This window comes from Flavobacterium fructosi, from assembly GCF_042787335.1.
GTDB classification, from domain to species: domain Bacteria; phylum Bacteroidota; class Bacteroidia; order Flavobacteriales; family Flavobacteriaceae; genus Flavobacterium; species Flavobacterium fructosi.
The window spans coordinates 1-19,045 of the sequence record NZ_JBHZQA010000020.1 but is presented as its reverse complement, the minus strand read 5'-3'; the positions used below and the strand labels follow the sequence as shown (position 1 = coordinate 19,045).

The 19,045-nt window shown below is 35.2% G+C and carries 14 protein-coding genes; 8 read left to right on the top strand and 6 right to left on the bottom strand.

Annotated features, from left to right (window positions below; genetic code table 11):
* Both ACFX5D_RS15950 and ACFX5D_RS15945 read left to right on the top strand, forming a co-directional pair.
* On the top strand, positions 1–226 hold a 226-nt coding region (locus ACFX5D_RS15950), incomplete at its 5' end, for a hypothetical protein (RefSeq protein WP_379859194.1).
* 42 nt (positions 227–268) lie between these two features.
* Positions 269–1,054 (top strand): hypothetical protein, encoded by a 786-nt coding sequence (locus tag ACFX5D_RS15945; RefSeq protein WP_379859193.1) that lies wholly within the window; start codon positions 269–271, stop codon positions 1,052–1,054.
* A gap of 581 nt (positions 1,055–1,635) precedes the next feature.
* Here ACFX5D_RS15945 and ACFX5D_RS15940 read toward each other — a convergent pair.
* Positions 1,636–2,172, bottom strand: a complete 537-nt coding sequence (locus ACFX5D_RS15940; RefSeq protein ID WP_379859192.1) for a type 1 glutamine amidotransferase domain-containing protein — start codon at positions 2,170–2,172, stop codon at positions 1,636–1,638.
* Between the two features lie 743 nt (positions 2,173–2,915).
* Between ACFX5D_RS15940 and ACFX5D_RS15935 the strand changes: the two genes are divergently transcribed.
* From ACFX5D_RS15935 to ACFX5D_RS15920, 4 genes are all read left to right on the top strand, one after another.
* Positions 2,916–3,617, top strand: a complete 702-nt coding sequence (locus tag ACFX5D_RS15935; protein WP_379859191.1) for a hypothetical protein — start codon at positions 2,916–2,918, stop codon at positions 3,615–3,617.
* 161 nt (positions 3,618–3,778) lie between these two features.
* Complete coding sequence (locus ACFX5D_RS15930; protein WP_379859190.1) at positions 3,779–4,318, top strand: hypothetical protein; 540 nt, start codon at positions 3,779–3,781, stop codon at positions 4,316–4,318.
* A 223-nt stretch (positions 4,319–4,541) separates the two neighbouring features.
* Positions 4,542–4,622 carry a DUF4113 domain-containing protein gene (locus ACFX5D_RS15925; protein WP_379859195.1) on the top strand — a complete coding sequence of 27 codons (81 nt, stop codon included), beginning with the start codon at positions 4,542–4,544 and terminating at the stop codon, positions 4,620–4,622.
* A 150-nt stretch (positions 4,623–4,772) separates the two neighbouring features.
* On the top strand, positions 4,773–5,087 hold the full coding sequence (locus tag ACFX5D_RS15920; RefSeq protein ID WP_379859189.1) for an IS3 family transposase: 315 nt from the start codon (positions 4,773–4,775) through the stop codon (positions 5,085–5,087).
* Positions 5,088–5,408: 321 nt separating this feature from the next.
* On the opposite strand, the gene ACFX5D_RS15915 is transcribed toward ACFX5D_RS15920, so the two are convergent.
* Positions 5,409–11,681: a LamG-like jellyroll fold domain-containing protein gene (locus ACFX5D_RS15915; RefSeq protein ID WP_379859188.1), complete on the bottom strand. Its 6,273-nt coding sequence runs from the start codon at positions 11,679–11,681 to the stop codon at positions 5,409–5,411.
* 2,114 nt (positions 11,682–13,795) lie between these two features.
* On the opposite strand from ACFX5D_RS15915, the gene ACFX5D_RS15910 reads away from it, so the two are divergent.
* Positions 13,796–14,215, top strand: a complete 420-nt coding sequence (locus ACFX5D_RS15910) for a DUF6943 family protein (RefSeq protein ID WP_379859187.1) — start codon at positions 13,796–13,798, stop codon at positions 14,213–14,215.
* A 164-nt stretch (positions 14,216–14,379) separates the two neighbouring features.
* Entirely contained in the window at positions 14,380–16,164 is a 1,785-nt protein-coding gene (locus ACFX5D_RS15905; RefSeq protein ID WP_379859186.1) for a DUF885 domain-containing protein, read from the top strand.
* A 164-nt stretch (positions 16,165–16,328) separates the two neighbouring features.
* On the opposite strand, the gene ACFX5D_RS15900 is transcribed toward ACFX5D_RS15905, so the two are convergent.
* From ACFX5D_RS15900 to ACFX5D_RS15885, 4 genes are read right to left on the bottom strand one after another with little or no spacing between them, the layout of a single operon-like run.
* Entirely contained in the window at positions 16,329–16,505 is a 177-nt protein-coding gene (locus ACFX5D_RS15900; protein WP_379859185.1) for a hypothetical protein, read from the bottom strand.
* Complete coding sequence (locus ACFX5D_RS15895; RefSeq protein ID WP_379859184.1) at positions 16,492–16,719, bottom strand: hypothetical protein; 228 nt, start codon at positions 16,717–16,719, stop codon at positions 16,492–16,494. Before ACFX5D_RS15895 ends, ACFX5D_RS15900 begins: the two co-directional genes overlap by 14 nt.
* A 54-nt stretch (positions 16,720–16,773) precedes the next feature.
* Positions 16,774–17,214 carry a DUF5675 family protein gene (locus tag ACFX5D_RS15890; RefSeq protein ID WP_379859183.1) on the bottom strand — a complete coding sequence of 147 codons (441 nt, stop codon included), beginning with the start codon at positions 17,212–17,214 and terminating at the stop codon, positions 16,774–16,776.
* A 1-nt stretch (position 17,215) separates the two neighbouring features.
* Positions 17,216–17,971: a hypothetical protein gene (locus ACFX5D_RS15885; protein WP_379859182.1), complete on the bottom strand. Its 756-nt coding sequence runs from the start codon at positions 17,969–17,971 to the stop codon at positions 17,216–17,218.
* Between the last annotated feature and the right edge of the window lie 1,074 nt (positions 17,972–19,045).

The following is a 19,045-nucleotide window of genomic DNA, read 5'->3' as shown; positions in this document are numbered from 1 at the left end:
ATTTTGTTTTCTCTTAACGCATCGGGATGCTTTTTTTTGTAGTCATAATTTACGAATTTTAATTATCTTCGTAAGGTACAAAATCTCGGTAAGTGCTACCGAAGGTTTAGTTCAACAATGGCTACAATTGATTTGGGCAATAGGCCAAATGGCAAAATGGTTTTGTATTTGGGATGATTTGGCAAATCCGAAAATAGGGCTTAATTTAGTCCCAAAATCGATGTAGTAGCGGGACGTTGGGTATCACTTAAAACAAAATTCTACATTTATGAAGACTTTTTTATTAGATATATTTCCGAAGATTGAACGTTTTAGTGAAAAGTTAGATAATTTAACTTTGCTTACGAATCAACATTGGGTGTCAATAGATGAAATTCTGTCAAATAAAACTGTCTATATTTTTAGATCTACAAATGAACTGCTGGTTTCTACAAATGGAAAAGTTGAAAAAGCAAAATGGGAATATTTGGGAAATAAATCCTTATTAATAGATAAGCGTTCGGATAGCTATTTATTCAAACATGGCTTTTTTGACGAAAATGTTCTAGCATTAAAAGTCGACAGTAGTGAAGAATATGCAATTTTTGTAAATGAAAATAAATATGAAGGTGAATTGAATTCAATTTCGAAGGTTCATGATTTTTTAAGTGAAAAATATTTGAATCCAGATTTTAAAACAATATCTAGACCAACAACGGCTCTCACAAACTTAGTTACAGTTTCTAGGGTAACAAATGAAGACAAAATATTAAAAATTATATCCGAGGGTGAGAAAACTATTGGTGCAAAAGTTTACATTGATGATTCGGCTGCACCAGATGGTACATATATTTATAAAAATTATAGATTTAAGATTGTCGTTAAAAACGGTGAAATAATTTTGCTTTACTTCTTAGAAGAGGTCAAAACCTACATTTTTGAAAAGCGAAATCCAGGTGAACCTTCAGTTGGCGACAAAATTTTTAAGCAAAGTGGTGAAGCAATCCAAAACGGTGTATATAAGTATTCTTTTTTTAAATCGTTCACTGTTGAAAATGGTGTAATAGTGAAATAAGAAGTAACGACTAACTTTTATGACTTCATTGCTGGTATTTCATAACGTGAACTTCTTCTTCGCTCAAAAATTTTTATCTTGTCGGAAACAACGCAGTTCGTTTGGCCACACCGAAAGTATTACCAAGGTACGTCAAACTGCCCCGTTCGCTCGGAATTGCATTCCGTGCCCATTCCTATTAGCAACTACTGGGAGACAACTACGCCATCAACCCGCTAGTGTACGCTATGAAAAATAACGGAGTTCCTCTAACTTTACGCTATGTCCTCACTCAGGATTTTTTTTCTAAATAGGGTGGTTAGATTGATTAGAAACAATGCTGCTTAATAGTCCCAGCTTTCCGAAGTCTGACGAATTAAGATTTCGTATTTATAAACCCGATTTTTATAGGTATATTTTACTGAAAAAACCTTCCGTTTATGGAAGGTTTTTTCATTTCTACTATTAAGTTAAAATAGATTCAATATTTAAAAAAAGGTTATGATACAGCGCAGAAATAGTGACAAGTTCTTTCTAGGGATTATTTTAAGCAAAAGAGCTGATTTCTTTAAAAAAAAGATACTTTGTAAAAATTAAACTATTTACTGGTATTTCCCTTCTTTAATTTCTTCTACTAATTTTTTATTGAAAGCTGGTAAGTCATCAGGATTTCTACTTGTAACTAATCCTTTGTCTACAACAACTTCTTGATCATGCCATTCGGCTCCAGCATTCATTAAATCAATTTTTATAGAAGGATAGGAAGTCATTTTTCGTCCTTTAACTAGATCGGCGCTAATTAAAATTTGTGGTCCATGGCAAATTGCTGCAACAGGCTTTCCAGCTTTAAAAAAATCTTTTATAAAAGCTAAAGCATTTTCATTTGTTCGCAATTTGTCTGGATTGATAACACCCCCAGGTAGCACTAAAGCATCATAATCAGTAGCTTTAACATTTTTTAATTCTTGATCAACTTTATAATCTTTCCCCCATTCAGTAGAAGCCCATGATCTTATGCTTCCGCTTTCTGGACTCACAATTTCGGCTTTCCAACCTTGTTTTTCTAAATATTCTTTAGGTGAGCTTAATTCAACTTCTTCAAATCCGTTTGTGGCTAAAATAGCTATTCTCTTTTCCATAATTTTGTAATTTTAATTTCTATTAACAGTATAAAATTACAAATTATAGTAGGGGATAATTCACAAATAGGTATTAAAATAAACATAATTTTGTTCAAGCTGTTTTGATAGAAGAAGTCCTTTAATGGAATAATTAACTTAATTCCAGATATTTTTAAATACCCGTTTTTGCGGAATTGCATTCCTTGCCCATTCCTACTATCAAATGAAGAATTAATCAACATCCCCCGACCGTCAGTGGAAAATGAAATGCCACACAAAAAATGAAACACAATTAAATAAAACAGCATTCAGTCTGACCAAAATTCAAACAATAATAAAACACAGGCAAAACAAGCAAAACTATCCGCATCCTTCACCACAAAAATTAAGGAAATTATCCCCATACAATTATAATAGTGTACTATAAGTTGTATATATTTGAAAATCGATAAGCGCAGCAAAACTTCACCAATCATCCCTTTTGGGGTGTATATACGAAGGTTTATTTCGCATATATTAAGTTAGCAGCTATTTTGAGAAACATACTCTATACGAAAACCATGAATTTAAGAATCCAGAATATCTTTTCCCTTATATTTATTTCAGCTTTATTAGTTTTTTGTAAAAATGAAAATAATGAAATCAAAGTTGTAAAGAATAAAAACTACGAGCTAAAAATATCAAATGACCAAAAAGCTGTTTTGATTTTGTTTCCTTGTTTTCCTTGTGATGTAGAAAACACAAAAACTGAAGCCAAATTTTTGAAAGATTTTGAAAAAGAAGGAATAACAACTTTACTTCTAAATTATAATCATAAATTATATTTAACTGAAAGTGATAAAGTTGAATATTCTAAAGCTATAAATTCAATTCTTAATAAAAATGAAGTGAAAAACGAAAATGTTTTTATTGGTGGCTTTTCTAGCGGAGGAAATGTTTCCGTTTTGCTAGCCAATTATTTATTGAAAACAAAAAATACAATTCAACCAAAAGGACTATTTGCGGTTGATTCACCATTAGATTTAGAAGAATTATATAATGATGCGAAGAGCGACATAAAAAAGAATATAGATAAAGATGCCGTTGAGGAGGGCAAATTTTTAGTTGAAATGTTAGAACGAGAAATTGGGAAACCAGAAATTGAAATTGAAAAATACAAAATACTATCACCGTATATTATTTCAAGTAATTCAACAACCAATATAAAATATCTTAAAAACATAAAAGTTAGATTTTATTGTGAGCCAGATTTGGAATGGCAAATGAAAAACAAAAACAGAAAGTATGAAGAATTGAATGCTTATAAACTTGAGAAAACTTATAATTCGTTAATTAGTTTAGGAAGCAAAAAAGCAGAATTTATAAAAACTAAAAATCGTGGAATAAGAGCAAACGGAGAAAAACATCCACATTCTTGGAACATTGTAGAAAGAGAAAGTTTACTAAAATGGATTAATGAATAAAAAAACATTTGCCAATAGCAGCTTTGAGTTAATGCATGATTTAGTAGAATTACTGGTTCGCATTAACTTTTCTGCAAAAATTAAAGTTAAAAGGTTACGAAACCACACACCATCACATAGTGACTCAAACCTTAACAAAAAGATAAAAGAAAACATAATGAATGGAATTTACTAAAGAGGATAAAATAGAAATATTCGAAAATGCCATTACTTGGATTGTAGTATTTGCAATGTTTATTTATGTTACAGCAAAACTAGTACAATTTGATGGAGCTGCTGCAATCAACAAGACAGTTTCAGAAATGACTGGAATGGAATTGATGTGGGCTTTTTATGGTTATTCCAAATCATATGCAATGATTTTAGGACTTTTTGAGATAACTGGAGGAACATTGATGTTGATAAAAAAAACAAGAATTATTGGTTGTTTGTTCACGTCAACAATACTTATAAATGTGATTTTACAAGATATATATTTCAAAGTGCATCTCGGGGCCCTAAAAGCTGCAATTCTATATCAATTTTTAATTCTAATGATTTTATGGTTAAATAAAGACAAAGTTGTTCAAAGCATAAAGGCTTTAATGAATTTCAACAAATCTCAACAACCGAAATATAAATTTATGCTCAAATTATTTATTGCTTTTATTTGTTTTGTAATACTGAGAATAACAGAATACTACTTAACAATTAAATTGTAACACCAGCTGTCAACAGCTACTGCAATTAATTTAATTTATGTATTTAAAAAAGGTTGTTTTAGTATTTTGGGGAAAACTGTCCCAGTACCACATCCGGTTCAAGTTAGTGTTATCAAATAAAGAGTATGTTATATCACTAGACCGCTAGTAGCCGATAAAATGCTAAAAAAAATGAAACTCCATTAAATAAAAACTGCATTCAGTCTGACCATAATTCAAACAAATAAAAATACAGTCTAAACAGGAAAAACATTCCCCATCCTACACTACAAAAATTAAGGAAATTATCACGATACAATTATAATATTGTAATAAAAGTTGTATATATTTGAAAACGCAAAAAACGAAATAAACCTTCGCCAATCTACCCATATTTAGGTGTAAATGCGAAAGTTTGTCTCGCCTATAAATAAGTTGGCGGTCAGTTTTTAAAAACCGAAATAGTGAGGAAGGTTTGATTTTTCATCCTGACAGAGGTGTTCAATATGCAAGCAAAAAGTTTGTAAATGTTTTTGATTCCTATAAAAAAATAACCCGCAGTATGAACCGCAAAGGAAATTGTTGGGACAATGCAGTAGCGGAAAGCTTTTTTAAATCCTTGAAAACTGAATTGATTTATGGAAACAAACTGATTTCTAAAGAACAAATGAAACTAGAAATCTTTGAATACATTGAAATTTTGCACAACAGAAAAAGGAGACATTCTGCTTTGAATTATGCAACTATTGACGAATTTAACAATCAAATTAATTACAAAAATGTAGCTTAACTTAATGTGCAGTTTTCATTTGCATATCCATATAGCACCAGCGAAGTAAAAGAATTGGTAATCATAAATGGACACAAATTTTAAAAACTAATGCGAATCAATGGTTAAAATTCTAATATATTTAAAAACCTGTGAGGCTTGACAATTTGATAATTAAAATTATTCCAAACTTTTAGGTTCAGTTGAATCCAATTTGTCTGGCTTTTTTTATTGCGGTTTGTTGTGGGTACACTGCAATCCTGTATGAAGTATAGCACAATAAAAAAACCATCCCGGTTTTAATGGGATGGCTATAATTTAAACTATTTTGTAAAGCTATTTTTACTGTTTTAATAGTTTAATCGTTTTTTGGTTTTCACCTTGTTTTAATATCACAATATAAGCACCGGTTGGCAGTTCTTCTCCAAAAATAATGTCTTGTCTATCATTTTTTTCAATGTGTTTTAATGTCCTGCCTAAGATATTATATAACATCACCTCAATTTTTTCATTGCTACCACCTTCAACAACCAAAGTAAAATTATGTCGGGTTGGATTAGGGTATGCTATAACATTGAATAAAACGGGTTCTGCTAGTTTATCGGTTTCTGTGCTTTTTGAAGCAATAACAGCCGATGTTGATAAATTACGTACCTGTATTTTACCACCATTTAAAGTCTGCCATATGGTTTTACCGCCAGACCAATTACTGGAAAATAACAATCCAGCACTTCCAGTACCCGATAATTGTACTCCTACTCTATCCAATGCACCGGTATTTACTGTAGTAGATTCCCAAGCCGTCATTACTAAACTGAGATTACCTCCTAATGAAATGGGACTTAATGGATCTGTAATATCATTTAAATTGGCTTTGGTGCTAATAGTGGCTCTTCTAAAAGTTATAGCTGAACCTGTAGCAGTAACTCCTGAATTATCAACATTCTCAACCACTAAAGATCCAATTGATGTGCCTTTGATTTGATAAATCCTTTGCACACCATTTACCATTCTTCTATAAATAATATTTACTTTACCCTGTAAATTCTTCCCACTTGGATTCCATTTCATTACAAAACCAAAGTTCATTCGTTTTCCAGATGTTCCGGCATAAGTACCCGCAGAATTATTCCCGAATACTATATAACCGCCACCAGTAACGAAATCCTGTCCTGGCAAAGCCAGTGTTACAGGAGTAGGGCCATCGGTGCCACAATAATAATTATTCAAACCGGAATAAACATCATAAATTCTCCCACCACCACTTGCTTCAGCACTGGTTAATGTACTAGTTAAACTTGTTGACACAAAACCTTCCTGTTTATTGAGTGGATTCACTAAACCAACCGGAATATTGGCTGTGCCTATTACGGATCCATTAATTGCACCATTCCAAAATGTTGCGGTAGCATTCCTGATATCACCTCGTGCTCCGGTAGGAGTATCATCTCTATCAAGAACATAATCAGACAATAATAAAGTGCCCGTTAAGTTATTAGGATTAACGGTGAAATAGGTATGGCCGTTATAAGTGATATCTGCATCCTCACAAGTTACAGTAAGCGTCGTTGTTGGATTGCTTACCATATAATCCGCATCAGTTCCAGTGTAGTAGGTTGTAACTGTTTTAGATCCTGGTTTCAAGGGTCCTTCTGTCGGATTAAGTGGATTATTCAAATCGGCATCATAAAGCATATCTTCCAATAATGGAACATCAGAAAGCGTTGCAACCCCACTGGCATTGACATTCGCTTCACCCATCACTAAATTTCCAATTTTAAAAATTACTTTTCCTCCAATAGCTCCTGCTCCGGTACAATTGTAAGGCGTTACGGTGGCAACAAAGCTAACCTTATCACTGTACTGTTGTGAAATTGGAGTTACCGTTACTGTTGTCGTTGTTGTTACTTTATTTACATTTACTGTGATAGAACATGTAAATTCATTACCTGCTGTGTCCGATGCAGTCCATGTTATTGTATTTTCTCCAAAGTTTAAATACACATCTGCCATTGAACCGGTACCGCTATTTGTTGTAGCACCTGTAACATCCCAATCAAGGGCTGGTGTATCACAATTATCCGTTGCCGTTGCATCGAATTCATTTCCTACAATTCTATAAGTACATAGACCTGCATTGGTGCTTTTTGTGTATGGACTACCCGATGGACAAGTAATTGTTGGTTTTTCATTGTCTGTCACTGTTACCAATTGATTACACTGTGCAGTATTGCCTGCATCGTCTGTTACCTTCCATGTTACTGTGGTTTGAGCAATTGCAAACAAATTTGTAACAGGATTGATCTCCGTTGTTCCAATATAGGCTTTTACTGAGGCTACTTTGCAGTTGTCTCCAGTTGTTGGTGTGCCTAAAGTTACTATTGTTGTACAATTACCGGCTCCGTCATCACTGGTATTGCCAGTTACAGCAACAGCACAAGCAATTGTTGGGTTTACATTGTCTGTCACTGTTACCTTAAAGCTACAGGTTGTTGCAGTAGTTGTTCCATCAGTGCCGTTTAGCGTAACAGTTGTTACCCCTTTGTTGAAAGAAACCACTCCGCTACCTGTTCCATCGGCAATTGCTGAAGCACTGCTTGTAGTATCGCCACTCAATGAATAACCCCAGGTTGCACCTGTACAATTATCTGATATAGGATCAGAAATAGTATAGTTTGCAGCGCAGGTATTTGCAATCACATTTATCGTTTGATTACCCGGGCAGGTAACAATTGGTGGTTGATTATCATTTACAGTTACCGTAAAGCTACAGGTTGTCGCAGCATTCGTTCCATCGGTTCCGCTTAATGTTACCGTTGTAACACCTTTGTTAAAAGAAACCATTCCGCTTCCGGTTCCATCTACAATACCAGATGCACTGCCTGTAGTATCGCCACTTAAAGAATAACCCCAAGTTGCACCCGTACAATTATCTGATATAGGATCCAAAATAGTATAGTTTGCTGCACAGGTATTTGTTATAATATTTAACGTTTGATTACCCGGGCAGGTAACAATCGGTGGTTGATTATCATTTACAGTTACCGTAAAGCTACAGGTTGTCGCAGCATTCGTTCCATCGGTTCCGCTTAATGTTACCGTTGTAACCCCTTTGTTGAAAGAAACCACCCCGCTTCCGGTTCCATCTGCAATTCCTGAAGCACTGCCTGTAGTATCGCCACTTAAAGAATAACCCCAAGTTGCACCTGTACAATTATCTGATATAGGATCCAAAATAGTATAGTTTGCTGCACAGGTATTTGTTATAATATTTAACGTTTGATTACCCGGGCAGGTAACAATCGGTGGTTGATTATCATTTACAGTTACCGTAAAGCTAAAGGTTGTCGCCGCATTCGTTCCATCGGTTCCACTTAATGTTACCGTTGTAACCCCTTTGTTGAAAGAAACGACCCCGCTTCCGGTTCCATCTGCAATTACTGACGCACTGCCTGTAGTATCGCCACTTAAAGAATAACCCCATGTTGCACCTGTACAATTATCTGATATAGGATCCGAAATAGTATAGTTTGCAGCGCAGGTATTTGCAATCATATTTAACGTTTGATTACCAGGACAGGTAACAATCGGTGCCTGATTATCAACTACCGTTACCGTAAATGAGCAAGTTGTTGCAGCATTTGTTCCATCAGTGCCGCTTAATGTTACCGTTGTAACCCCTTTGTTGAAAGAAACCACTCCGCTTCCAGTTCCATCTGCAATTGCTGAAGCACTGCCTGTAGTATCGCCACTTAAAGAATAACCCCATGTTGCACCTGTACAATTATCTGATATAGGATCCAAAATAGTATAGTTTGCAGCGCAGGTATTTGTGATAATATTTTGCGATTGATTACCGGGACAGGTAACAATCGGTGCCTGATTATCAACTACCGTTACTGTAAATGAGCAAGTTGTTGCAGCATTCGTTCCATCGGTTCCGCTTAATGTTACCGTTGTTACACCTTTGTTGAAAGACACCACCCCGCTTCCGGTTCCATCTGCAATTGCTGACGCACTGCCTGTAGTATCGCCACTTAAAGAATAACCCCATGTTGCACCTGTACAATTATCTGATATAGGATCCGAAATAGTATAGTTGGCAGCGCAGGTATTTGCAATCATATTTAACGTTTGATTACCAGGACAGGTAACAATCGGTGCCTGATTATCAACTACTGTTACTGTTTGTGTACAGATTGCCGTATTATTACTTGAATCTGTTCCACTCCATGTTACTGTCGTGCTACCTATTGGATATACAGCTGGGGCATTATTGGTAATGCTATGATTTTGTACACTTGCGTTTCCTAAAGCCCAATTAGAGGATGAACCAGTTAATGCAAAATTATTTAATATGCCTGTAAATCCATTTCCTGAAGCATCAATAGCTGTGTTAATTGCTGGTCCAGGTGAAGAAGAGTTATTTCCTCCGGCTATTCCTTGATTAAAATGATATAAACCGACTAAGTTAGCCTGTGCACTGAGTTCTTTATTCATATCAGCTAGTATTTGCGCTTGCGATCGTTCCATACTCCATATTCTTACCTCATCAATTAAACCGCCATTGCTTAATCTTGTACCAGCATCATCTCCTCTTGCGCCAATTTTAAGCGACTGGACACCCGGTATTGTCGGTAATCCACTTATGCCGGAAATCTCACCATCAAGGATACCATTAACATATAGTTTTAAAACTCCTGTAGTTCTGTTAAATGTTGCCGCTAGATGATACCAAACATTAGGCAGTAATGTTGTGGATCCTGTGACTTGATAACCACAACAATAGTTGTTCAAAACCATTGAAAAAGCTTTGTTATCATTTGTAATTCGTAATAAATATCCAAAAGTATTTCCTATATTAGAATATTTTTCTATTAAACTTTCTTGTATGCCGTTAGTTGTTCTTTTCACCCAAGTTTCAATAGTCAATTGGTTGATTGGGTTAATTAAAACATTATGTGGCACATCTACATACCCTCCATCAAAATTTAAAGCATTTCCATTTGTACTGCAATTATCATTTACTGAGGGTGCCATTAAAGAAGTTGTTCCCGTGCACAGCCCCGGCGTATTATTGATAGTTAAATCGGCAGGGCAAACGATAGTTGGATTTTGAAAATTATTAACCGTTATCGTAAAGTTGCAATTTTTAGTAGAATCATTTGTCAAGGTATAAGTAACCGTGGTTTCCCCTTTATTAAAAGTTAATCCACTAGCACTGCCATTACCTGTTGCAACTGTAGCTCCGCTTAATTTGTAACTATATGCCGCATTACTTGGCATTACAACGGGATCGATTGTATTTACTATGGCAGTGCAAAATCCAGCATCTGTAGTAATCGTTTTATCTAGGGGGCAAACAAGAGAATAGTCTACAGCAGTTACAATACATATTAAAGCATTTTTATTAATATTTGTACCATCGCCCAATTGACCTTCAAGATTATTCCCTGTAGCACAAAACTCCAAACCATCGGTTTTTAAACCAACAGAGTGTATATATGCAGCAGATATTTTCTTCCAATCGGTATTTGTACCTATTTGCGTGGGTGTATTTATAGATGTGTAATTACCGTATCCTAATTGTCCTTCAGAATTTCTACCCCAACCCCATAATGTTCCATCAGATTTTATTGCATGTGTAAAAAAATGTCCTGCTGAAATACTTTGCCAATTATTTACCGCCCCTATTTGTAACGGCATATTTTTGTTAATATATGTTCCATCCCCTAATTGACCGTAGTCATTCGCTCCCCAAGCCCAAAGAGTACCATCTGTTCTTAATCCATTTGTATAAAAATGTCCTACTGAAATACTTTGCCAGTTGGTAAAAGTTCCCACTTGTACAGGTGAACTTTTATTAATATCAGTTCCATCACCTAATTGTCCTTCAGAATTTCTCCCCCAAGACCACAGTGTACCATTGGTTTTTAATCCAACTGTATGTACATAACTTGGCAAAATACTTAGCCAGTTGTTATCTGTACCTATTTTTACAGGAATGTTTTTACTAATATTAGTTCCGTCTCCTAATTGTCCATCAAAATTTCTTCCCCAAACCCAAAGCGTACCATCGGTTTTTATTGCACCATTGTGATGGCTCCCGGCGGTAATACTTTGCCAGTTTGTAGCCACTCCTATTTGTACGGGCGTATTTTTATTTGTGCTGGTTCCATCACCTAATTGTCCCTCATAATTTGCCCCCCAAGCCCAAATCGTACCATCGGTTTTCAATCCTATGGAGTGAAAGTCTCCTGCTGAAATATCTTGCCAGTTGTTAGAACTACCTATCTGTACTGGAATATTTCTGTTCGTTAAAGTTCCATCCCCTAATTGACCATAGTAATTCGCTCCCCACACCCAAAGCGTGCCATCAGTTTTTATTCCCAATGTATGATACCCTCCTGTTGAAACACTTTGCCAAATTCCCGGCAAGATAATTTCTGCACTCGCATTCGTTTTATTAACATTTAAAAAAATATGCGATTTACTAATCTTGTTTTTTATGCTATCGTTAAAGATCTCTTTACTCGATGAATTACTTACAAATAACAAATTCGCCATTAAAAAAATTACAGAAAAAATGTTGGCCTTAGTATTTATTGCTTTCATATTAAGTATTTTATATTAATTTATTTGAATCTTTTTTAAATAATTATAATTATAAAATGAAATACCCATATATTTAAAAATATAAATCAAACCTGATTTAAATTAGGCATTCTTCTATTCTTTTACCTTAAAGAGTTGACACTCAAAAAAATCGGTATTAGGTTTAGAAAAAAGATAAGAATAGCTACGGAAGAAACTGAATTAGTTTCTCAATAATCTTACTTTAAAAAATTTGAAGAGGGTTTTACCCTTTACGGATAGTGTAAAAGTTGTTATTTTCCATAAACAGCCTGTTTTTAAATTATACATTTATGTTTTAAATCGGATATAAACAGCCGATTGTCGTATGTTTTAAAATAATCCAAACAGACATAATTAATTAAAAATACAGTAAATGGGGCGTTTTATAAAGCTAAATTAGATTAGCTTTAGTTTTAGTTTTTGGAAAAATTTAGCTGAAGCTATGTTTTCATACTAACATTTCTTTAAAACTAATCTAAGTTACGATAAATACAAATAATGTATTTTTATTTTAACTACAATTAACTTTAAATCAATTATTTACAACATTATTTTTAATGTTTATGAGAAAATAATGACTTGCCAATATCAATGAAAGGTGTGTTTTTTAACAAAAATATATTTGATTATAAAAGAGGTTAATCGCGTTACAATCTATTTAATCAATAAAAACACATATGATGAAGAGTTTTGATGGAATTGGTAAGTAATTAAGCTGGGATGTAGTAATACTATTTAAAATTAGTGTAAGTAGTTTTGTACTGAAATAAAACCGATTACTTACAAATCCTTTCGCGTTATACGTTGTATTTAAAATTAAATTGTCTTAAAAACAAATACACCTTCGATTAAACCTTTTTGATCCGCGTAATCAATTTCCCTCGAACGCAATATTCTAATTCAACCTTTTCTGATACTTCATAAACAATCCCAAGGTCAATCCTCCTAACAGGATTATTTTCTGTAGGTAGTACAAATTAGTGCTTCATTTCTAATTAAAATCCCTTGAAAAGAAAGCAAAGTCAAGCGTTCCGGACAATCTGGGCATCAGAGTTTTAAGATAAGTATCCTTTTCTAAAAGTACCAAAACAAAAAAATACATTTCCATAGGAACTTTTACGGTAAAATGGAATAGCAATCAAGCGGTCTCACTACGGTCGTTCTCTTTGTTCCGTTCGGCAGCTTCAGTCGGTCAACCTCTCATTTTCATAAGAACAATTTAGGTAAATAAGCAGTTTATTATTTCATTACAATAATAAGGTTTCCCTCCGTTCCGCAGACACTTCACAGCACTAAAAAAAAAAGCAGCTTGAAAACAAGCAGCTATTTTTTTGCACTGTTTCGTTCCTCATCTTCACACGTTCACTTCCTGCTTTCGGCAGGGCTATTACACCCACAATACCGCTTCATTCCGTTACACTCCGCAGGCTCCATTCCACTGCATTCCAGCAGTATTATGTCTGTCGCCCTTTATTTTTCAGCGGTTGCTCCTTCGCACAGCCATCGGGGTTGGCTCCGCTCCCTCTCTCTGCGTCTTACAATACCATCCCCATAAATTCATAACTCATAATTCACAATTCATAATTAATTCGGTCGCTTTTCCCTAAATCAAGGAACGCCACAGGCTGTCTTATATTTTTCCCCCGCCGTTTCACGCTCCTATCTCTTCTCTCCACTTCATCCCGCGAAAAAAGCGGGACTACGCTTCGTTTCCAGTCTAGGGTGGCTGTTCGATTGCCGCAACCCCGCCACTGCGCTCCTCGATAAATAATAATTTCCGCTACCACTACAATCATCATTTTCTGCGGTGCTTGGGGGTGTTTGATTGCCGTTTTCATTACAACGTCCCCAGAGGAATCTCAACAAGACGATAGTGCAATTTCTTGAAAAGAAAAAGAAAAAAATCCAGCAAACATAGCATCCATTCCTCACTTTCAGTCGGTTCACCCTGAACATGTTTCAGGGTCTTTTTCAAAATTTATTTCAGGGTCGCCCTCCGTTTTCGTTCGTCATTTCTGCTGTTTTAACGGCTTTCTTTTTTTCTCTTTTTTCTTTTCAAAAAATTAAGGTCGAATATTTAAAACCAAAACACCATGCCGAATTTCATTATCAAAACCCATCAAAAAAACAATGTTTACAAAGGGAACCAAATTTTCATACTCAACAAAGGAATGAACAGTGGAAAGCCTCAGAAAGAACCTTTTATCAACAGTTTTGTCATCTTATTTCAAAATGAAGAAGATGCGGACACAGTCTATTGGTTGGCTTATAGTTTATGGAAAGCCAAATTCTGGCACCAATCACTAGTTGGGTCCGTAATTCCTTTTTTACGAATCGACGATTTCAAAATAGATTTTAACTCAAAAGCAAACGAAATGCTGCAGGAACACGAGCTGCACAAAAAACAAGTTCAGGCGTTGAGGTTGTTGGAACAAAAAGAGGACCAATTCCAGAAGAATATTGTACTTATTAATGAAATGAGACGAGTGATATTGATGAGGTATTGTAAATAGTAGCGCTTTGAGGACAAACTAAATAATTGCAATAGTTAAAAAATAAAACATAAATTAGCATATTGAAAAAAAATTTATTTAACATAAATACCCTAATAGCAGCCATTTAATCGAAAGACTAATCAAGCTTGTAGTATTAAATCATTTTATAAATAATCCTTAATATGAATAAATTAAAATCTCTTCTTAGAAAAACAGCAGTACTACTTTTTGTTTTCACCGGCACAATTGTAATGGCACAGAAAAACTCAAGCAATGCTAAATTCAGCAAATTTCTGGATAATTATTACGAAGACGGCTTGCTATTAAACCCATTGACAGCTACACAAAGAGGCGACAACAGGTACAACGATTTATTTCCTAACGATATCGCTGAACCCTACCTAAAAAAACAACACGACTTTACCATCGTGTATCAAAAACAATTAGCATCGTTTGATAGAAACAAGCTCAATTCCTTTGATAAAATTTCTTTTGACATCGTAAGTCTCCAAATAAAGCAAGCTCTGGAAAGAGAAACATTTCATTTTGAATACATTCCCTTTAGCCAGTTTAGGGGCTACCCCAGTTCATTACCTTCTCTTGGTTCAGGAAAAAGTTTTCAACCTTTTAAAACAGCGAAAGATTATGAAAACTGGCTCAAACGAATTGATGGTTTTACGATATGGGCCGATACTGCGATAGCTAATTTTGACAAAGGCGTTGCAATGAAAATGGTACTTCCCAAAGCCTTGGTGATTAAAATGATTCCGCAGCTGGAAGCGCAAACTGAGACAGATACACTCAAAAATATCTTTTATGAACCCGTTCGGAATATGCCAAGCTCCTTTTCTGCAAAAGAAAAGAAAGCGATTCGATTGGCCTATCAAAAGGCAATCAACACTAAAATAATCCCTACTTACCGAAAACTGGCCGATTATTTAAAAAATGTTTATTTGCCAAAAGCCAGAACCACATCGGGCTACAATGATTTGCCCAATGGAAAAGCAATGTATGAATATTTTGTTGGCGTAAACACCACTACCAATCAGACACCGGATGAAATTTACCAAACGGGACTTCGGGAGGTGGAACAAATTACTAAAGAGATTGATGACCTCAAGATAAAAATTGGCTTTCAGGGAGACCGAACTGCATTTTTCAATCATGCCCTAACTGATCCCACCTTTTTTCCCTTCACCACTGACGAAGAAATATTGGAAAGTTACAGAGCCATCCTGCCCATCATAGAACCGAAGCTAAAAAAATTATTTAATATTGTTCCCAAAACAGCCTTCGAGGTGAAGGCAATTGAAAAGTTTAAAGCGGCTACGTCGGCAGCCAATTATGAAAGAGGCACAACGGACGGTAGCAGACCCGGTTATTTTAATGTTCCAATCGTTGACGCTACTAAATTCAATAAGTTGGGCATGGACAATCTTTTTATACATGAAGCCATTCCGGGGCACCATTTTCAATTGTCATTACAGCAAGAGAATCAATCCATGCCTAAAATTAGAAAATTTGCTGGCTATTCCGTTTTTTCTGAAGGCTGGGCTTTGTACGCCGAATCATTGGGTGAAGAATTAGGATTGTACACGGACCCTTATCAAAAATTGGCTGCCTACAAATCAGAATTATTTAGGGCGATCCGATTAGTGACAGACGTTGGATTGCATACCGGAATAATGACAAGAGAAGAGTCAATCCAATACATGATGGAAAAGGGAGGAAGAGAGCAGCAAGCTTCTGTTTCAGAAACAGAAAGATATATGGCAATGCCAGGACAGGCGCTTTCCTATAAAACGGGAGAATTGAAAATATCTGAACTGAAAGCCAAATATATAAAAAGCTTGGGCAGCAAGTTTGAAATCAAAAAATTTCATGATGCCATTTTGCAGGTTGGTTCTGTGCCTTTAAGCGTGTTTGAAACTTATATGGATAATTGGGCTAATGAACAAAGTAATTAAGGAGAACATCAGTATGAAATTGGGGAACAATAGTTTTTTTAAAACCTAACGAAGTTATTATGTGTATCAAAAAAAAGCCTGATCCAAACGGACCAAGCTTCCCTAATTAATCCGGGAAAAGGTTACCAAGCCAAACCCGTATTTATGCTGAACTCGATTCAGTATTATTTCTTTTTATATTTTGTCAATCCTTTTAAAAGGAGCGAAATAATAAAACTAATAATAGCTCCAATTACTGCTAAGATTATCGTTTTTAGAATATCTTCAGAAACAATATTTGGCATAACACTCAATAAAGTTCCGGATGCGGTTCCGATCTGTAAGGTGTTATTTGATTCCATCTCGCGGTAAATTTTGATTGTCTTTTTTCATCCGGTTCACAAGGACCCGTTCATAATTGGCCTCATCATCAACAGTGATCTGGCTGATTACCGAAATGATTCCTCCCGCTAGGGCTGCATATCCGGCAATACTGACAACAGCTACAGGTATAACTACCGGAGCCGCAATGATAGTACCGCTGATAGCCAATAAAGCCATTCCAATACTTCTCAAAACCCGGAAGAATTTCGGGGTTGGTGCTTTTGCACGTTCAATTATATTCATAATTTATTTATTTGTTTTCAGCCTTGTAGTCCTAATCGGAGTCGAAGGATTAGATTGGATTTTTATTTTAACTTCTTCATTGCGTTTTAAAGCATCATAAACCAAAACTTTCAATTTTTCTAATGCTTTTCGGGATGAACTTCCCTTTCCAATTCCGGTGTGTTTCGTTACAGTTGCAATACAGCCCAGTAATTCGGATTTAGCGTCATTGGCGGGATGGATTAATATCAAATCTCTTCCCGGAACATTTTTCAAATGCAAGTGCCATTGGAACTTTGGGCTAAACCGCTTCTGCAAAACATATTCTCCTTCTGGAATACAAGAAACACGTTGTTGGTTATGCAACCAAGGCAACTCGATGGTATAACAAACTAAGGTGCCGTTCCATACTATTGTTCCTTGTGTTCCCTCAGGGAAATACGTCCTACTTAACACTAAAACCATCTTACAGCCCGCTTACCTGAACCAATGCCAATGGATTGTATGAACCGTTTTTCAAAGGATACATTCTGCCGTTTACCTCTTGATAGAATTCAATTCCCAAAGCTAAAAACAATGGTTTTGTGCTGCCCGGAGTAACTGGATTGGCATGATTGATATCAACAGTTTGATTCGAATTCCAAGGCAGAATATCTGTTTCCGAAGTGGCAACTACAAAGGTTTCCGCTTCAAAATCAATTTCCGCACCTGCTGATATAATTTTGAAATGAGTTGTTCCACTTGCAGCCGCAATCATGTTCGCAGGAACAAACGGCAACAAATCAACCATAATATTACCCGTAGCACGGTCAATTGTACCCACAAAAGGAGCAAATAAAGAAGTTCCTAGTTTACCTCTAATGTTGAATTCGAAGCCTGCAAGCAATTCTGCTTCACCATCAATCACATTACGCAATCCACTCTCACTCACCATATCCGCTTGAATGACTTTAATCATAGATTGAGTTAATCGGCTTACCATTCTGCCATCAGCAGAATTGATAAGTAACGTTCGTAATGCCGTTCTCAAAGTTTTCCCTGCCTTCCCCGCTCTTCCAAATTCGGAACCGTTTTCACGCGTTCTCTGAAACGCAGGATCGCTCGCGATTCTGCTCGCATCGATTCCACCTTTTTCTCTGGCCAAATGACCATCTTTAGTTTTGTAAAAAGTAATATCTCCAATAGTACCTTTCAATTTAATAATGCCTTTTTGTCTAGCCATAATTTCTAAAATTTAGATTTTTTAAATTCCTTCAATCATTATCCTGTTACAACATCTTTTGATTGATTATGAAACAAATTTTAATTAATTAAACCACATAAGAAAGACTCGCCTATTCCATATGTCACTTTGTGACACAAATGGCAGAAATCGACATAAATATCCATTTACACCTATCCATAATGAACAAATCGCCGCTTCTGAACCAAACGATTTATTTATTATTTTTATAGAGTGCAAGAACTTGAATCATAGTGGATCCAAGTTAGGCAAAGCCCAATCAAAGCCATAGATAAAGTATGAGAACCGAAAATAAGAGATTGTGTATCTATCCAAAAGATATACAACGCATAACAGGAAAGAGTTATCGTCAAAGCATTAGACTGCTACAAAAAATAAGAAAGGAGCTCAATAAGCTCCAAAATGAGTTTGTATCTATTGAGGAATTTTGCCAATATACCAGCTTAAAAATTGAACAAGTTGAACCATTAATAATTGGATAGAATTTATGTTTTAGGTAACTAAATTTTGAACCAATTCCAGTTCAATAATATTACTCGACCATTTCAAATTTTAAACAATGAATGACCTTTTTTTACTTTGATAAACCTTTAATTATCACTATATTTACAGGGATAAGATTACATGATTTTTTACCTATAAATCGTAGGAGTAAAATCGAGACCCTAGTTTTAAAATAGTTTGCGAAACATCGTAAACACTGACATAAAGAGAGAGATACAAATCCCTCTTTCTCCGCCAGTATAACCCGTAAACTCAATGTTTACGGGTTTTTTGTTTTTTACTAGTCAACATTTAGTCAACTTCTAATTAAATCTATATAATTCTTACCAAATTACAAAAACTCAACCTTCGACAATAATATAGATTTGTAAGGAAGTGACAATTTGTCGATTTAATTATAAACCTAGAGATGGATATGCAAATAAAAGGTGCACATTAAGTTAAGCTACATTTTTGTAATTAATTTGATTGTTAAATTCTTCAATAGTTGCATAATTCAAAGCAGAATGTCTCCTTTTTCTGTTGTACCAAATTTCAATGTATTCAAAG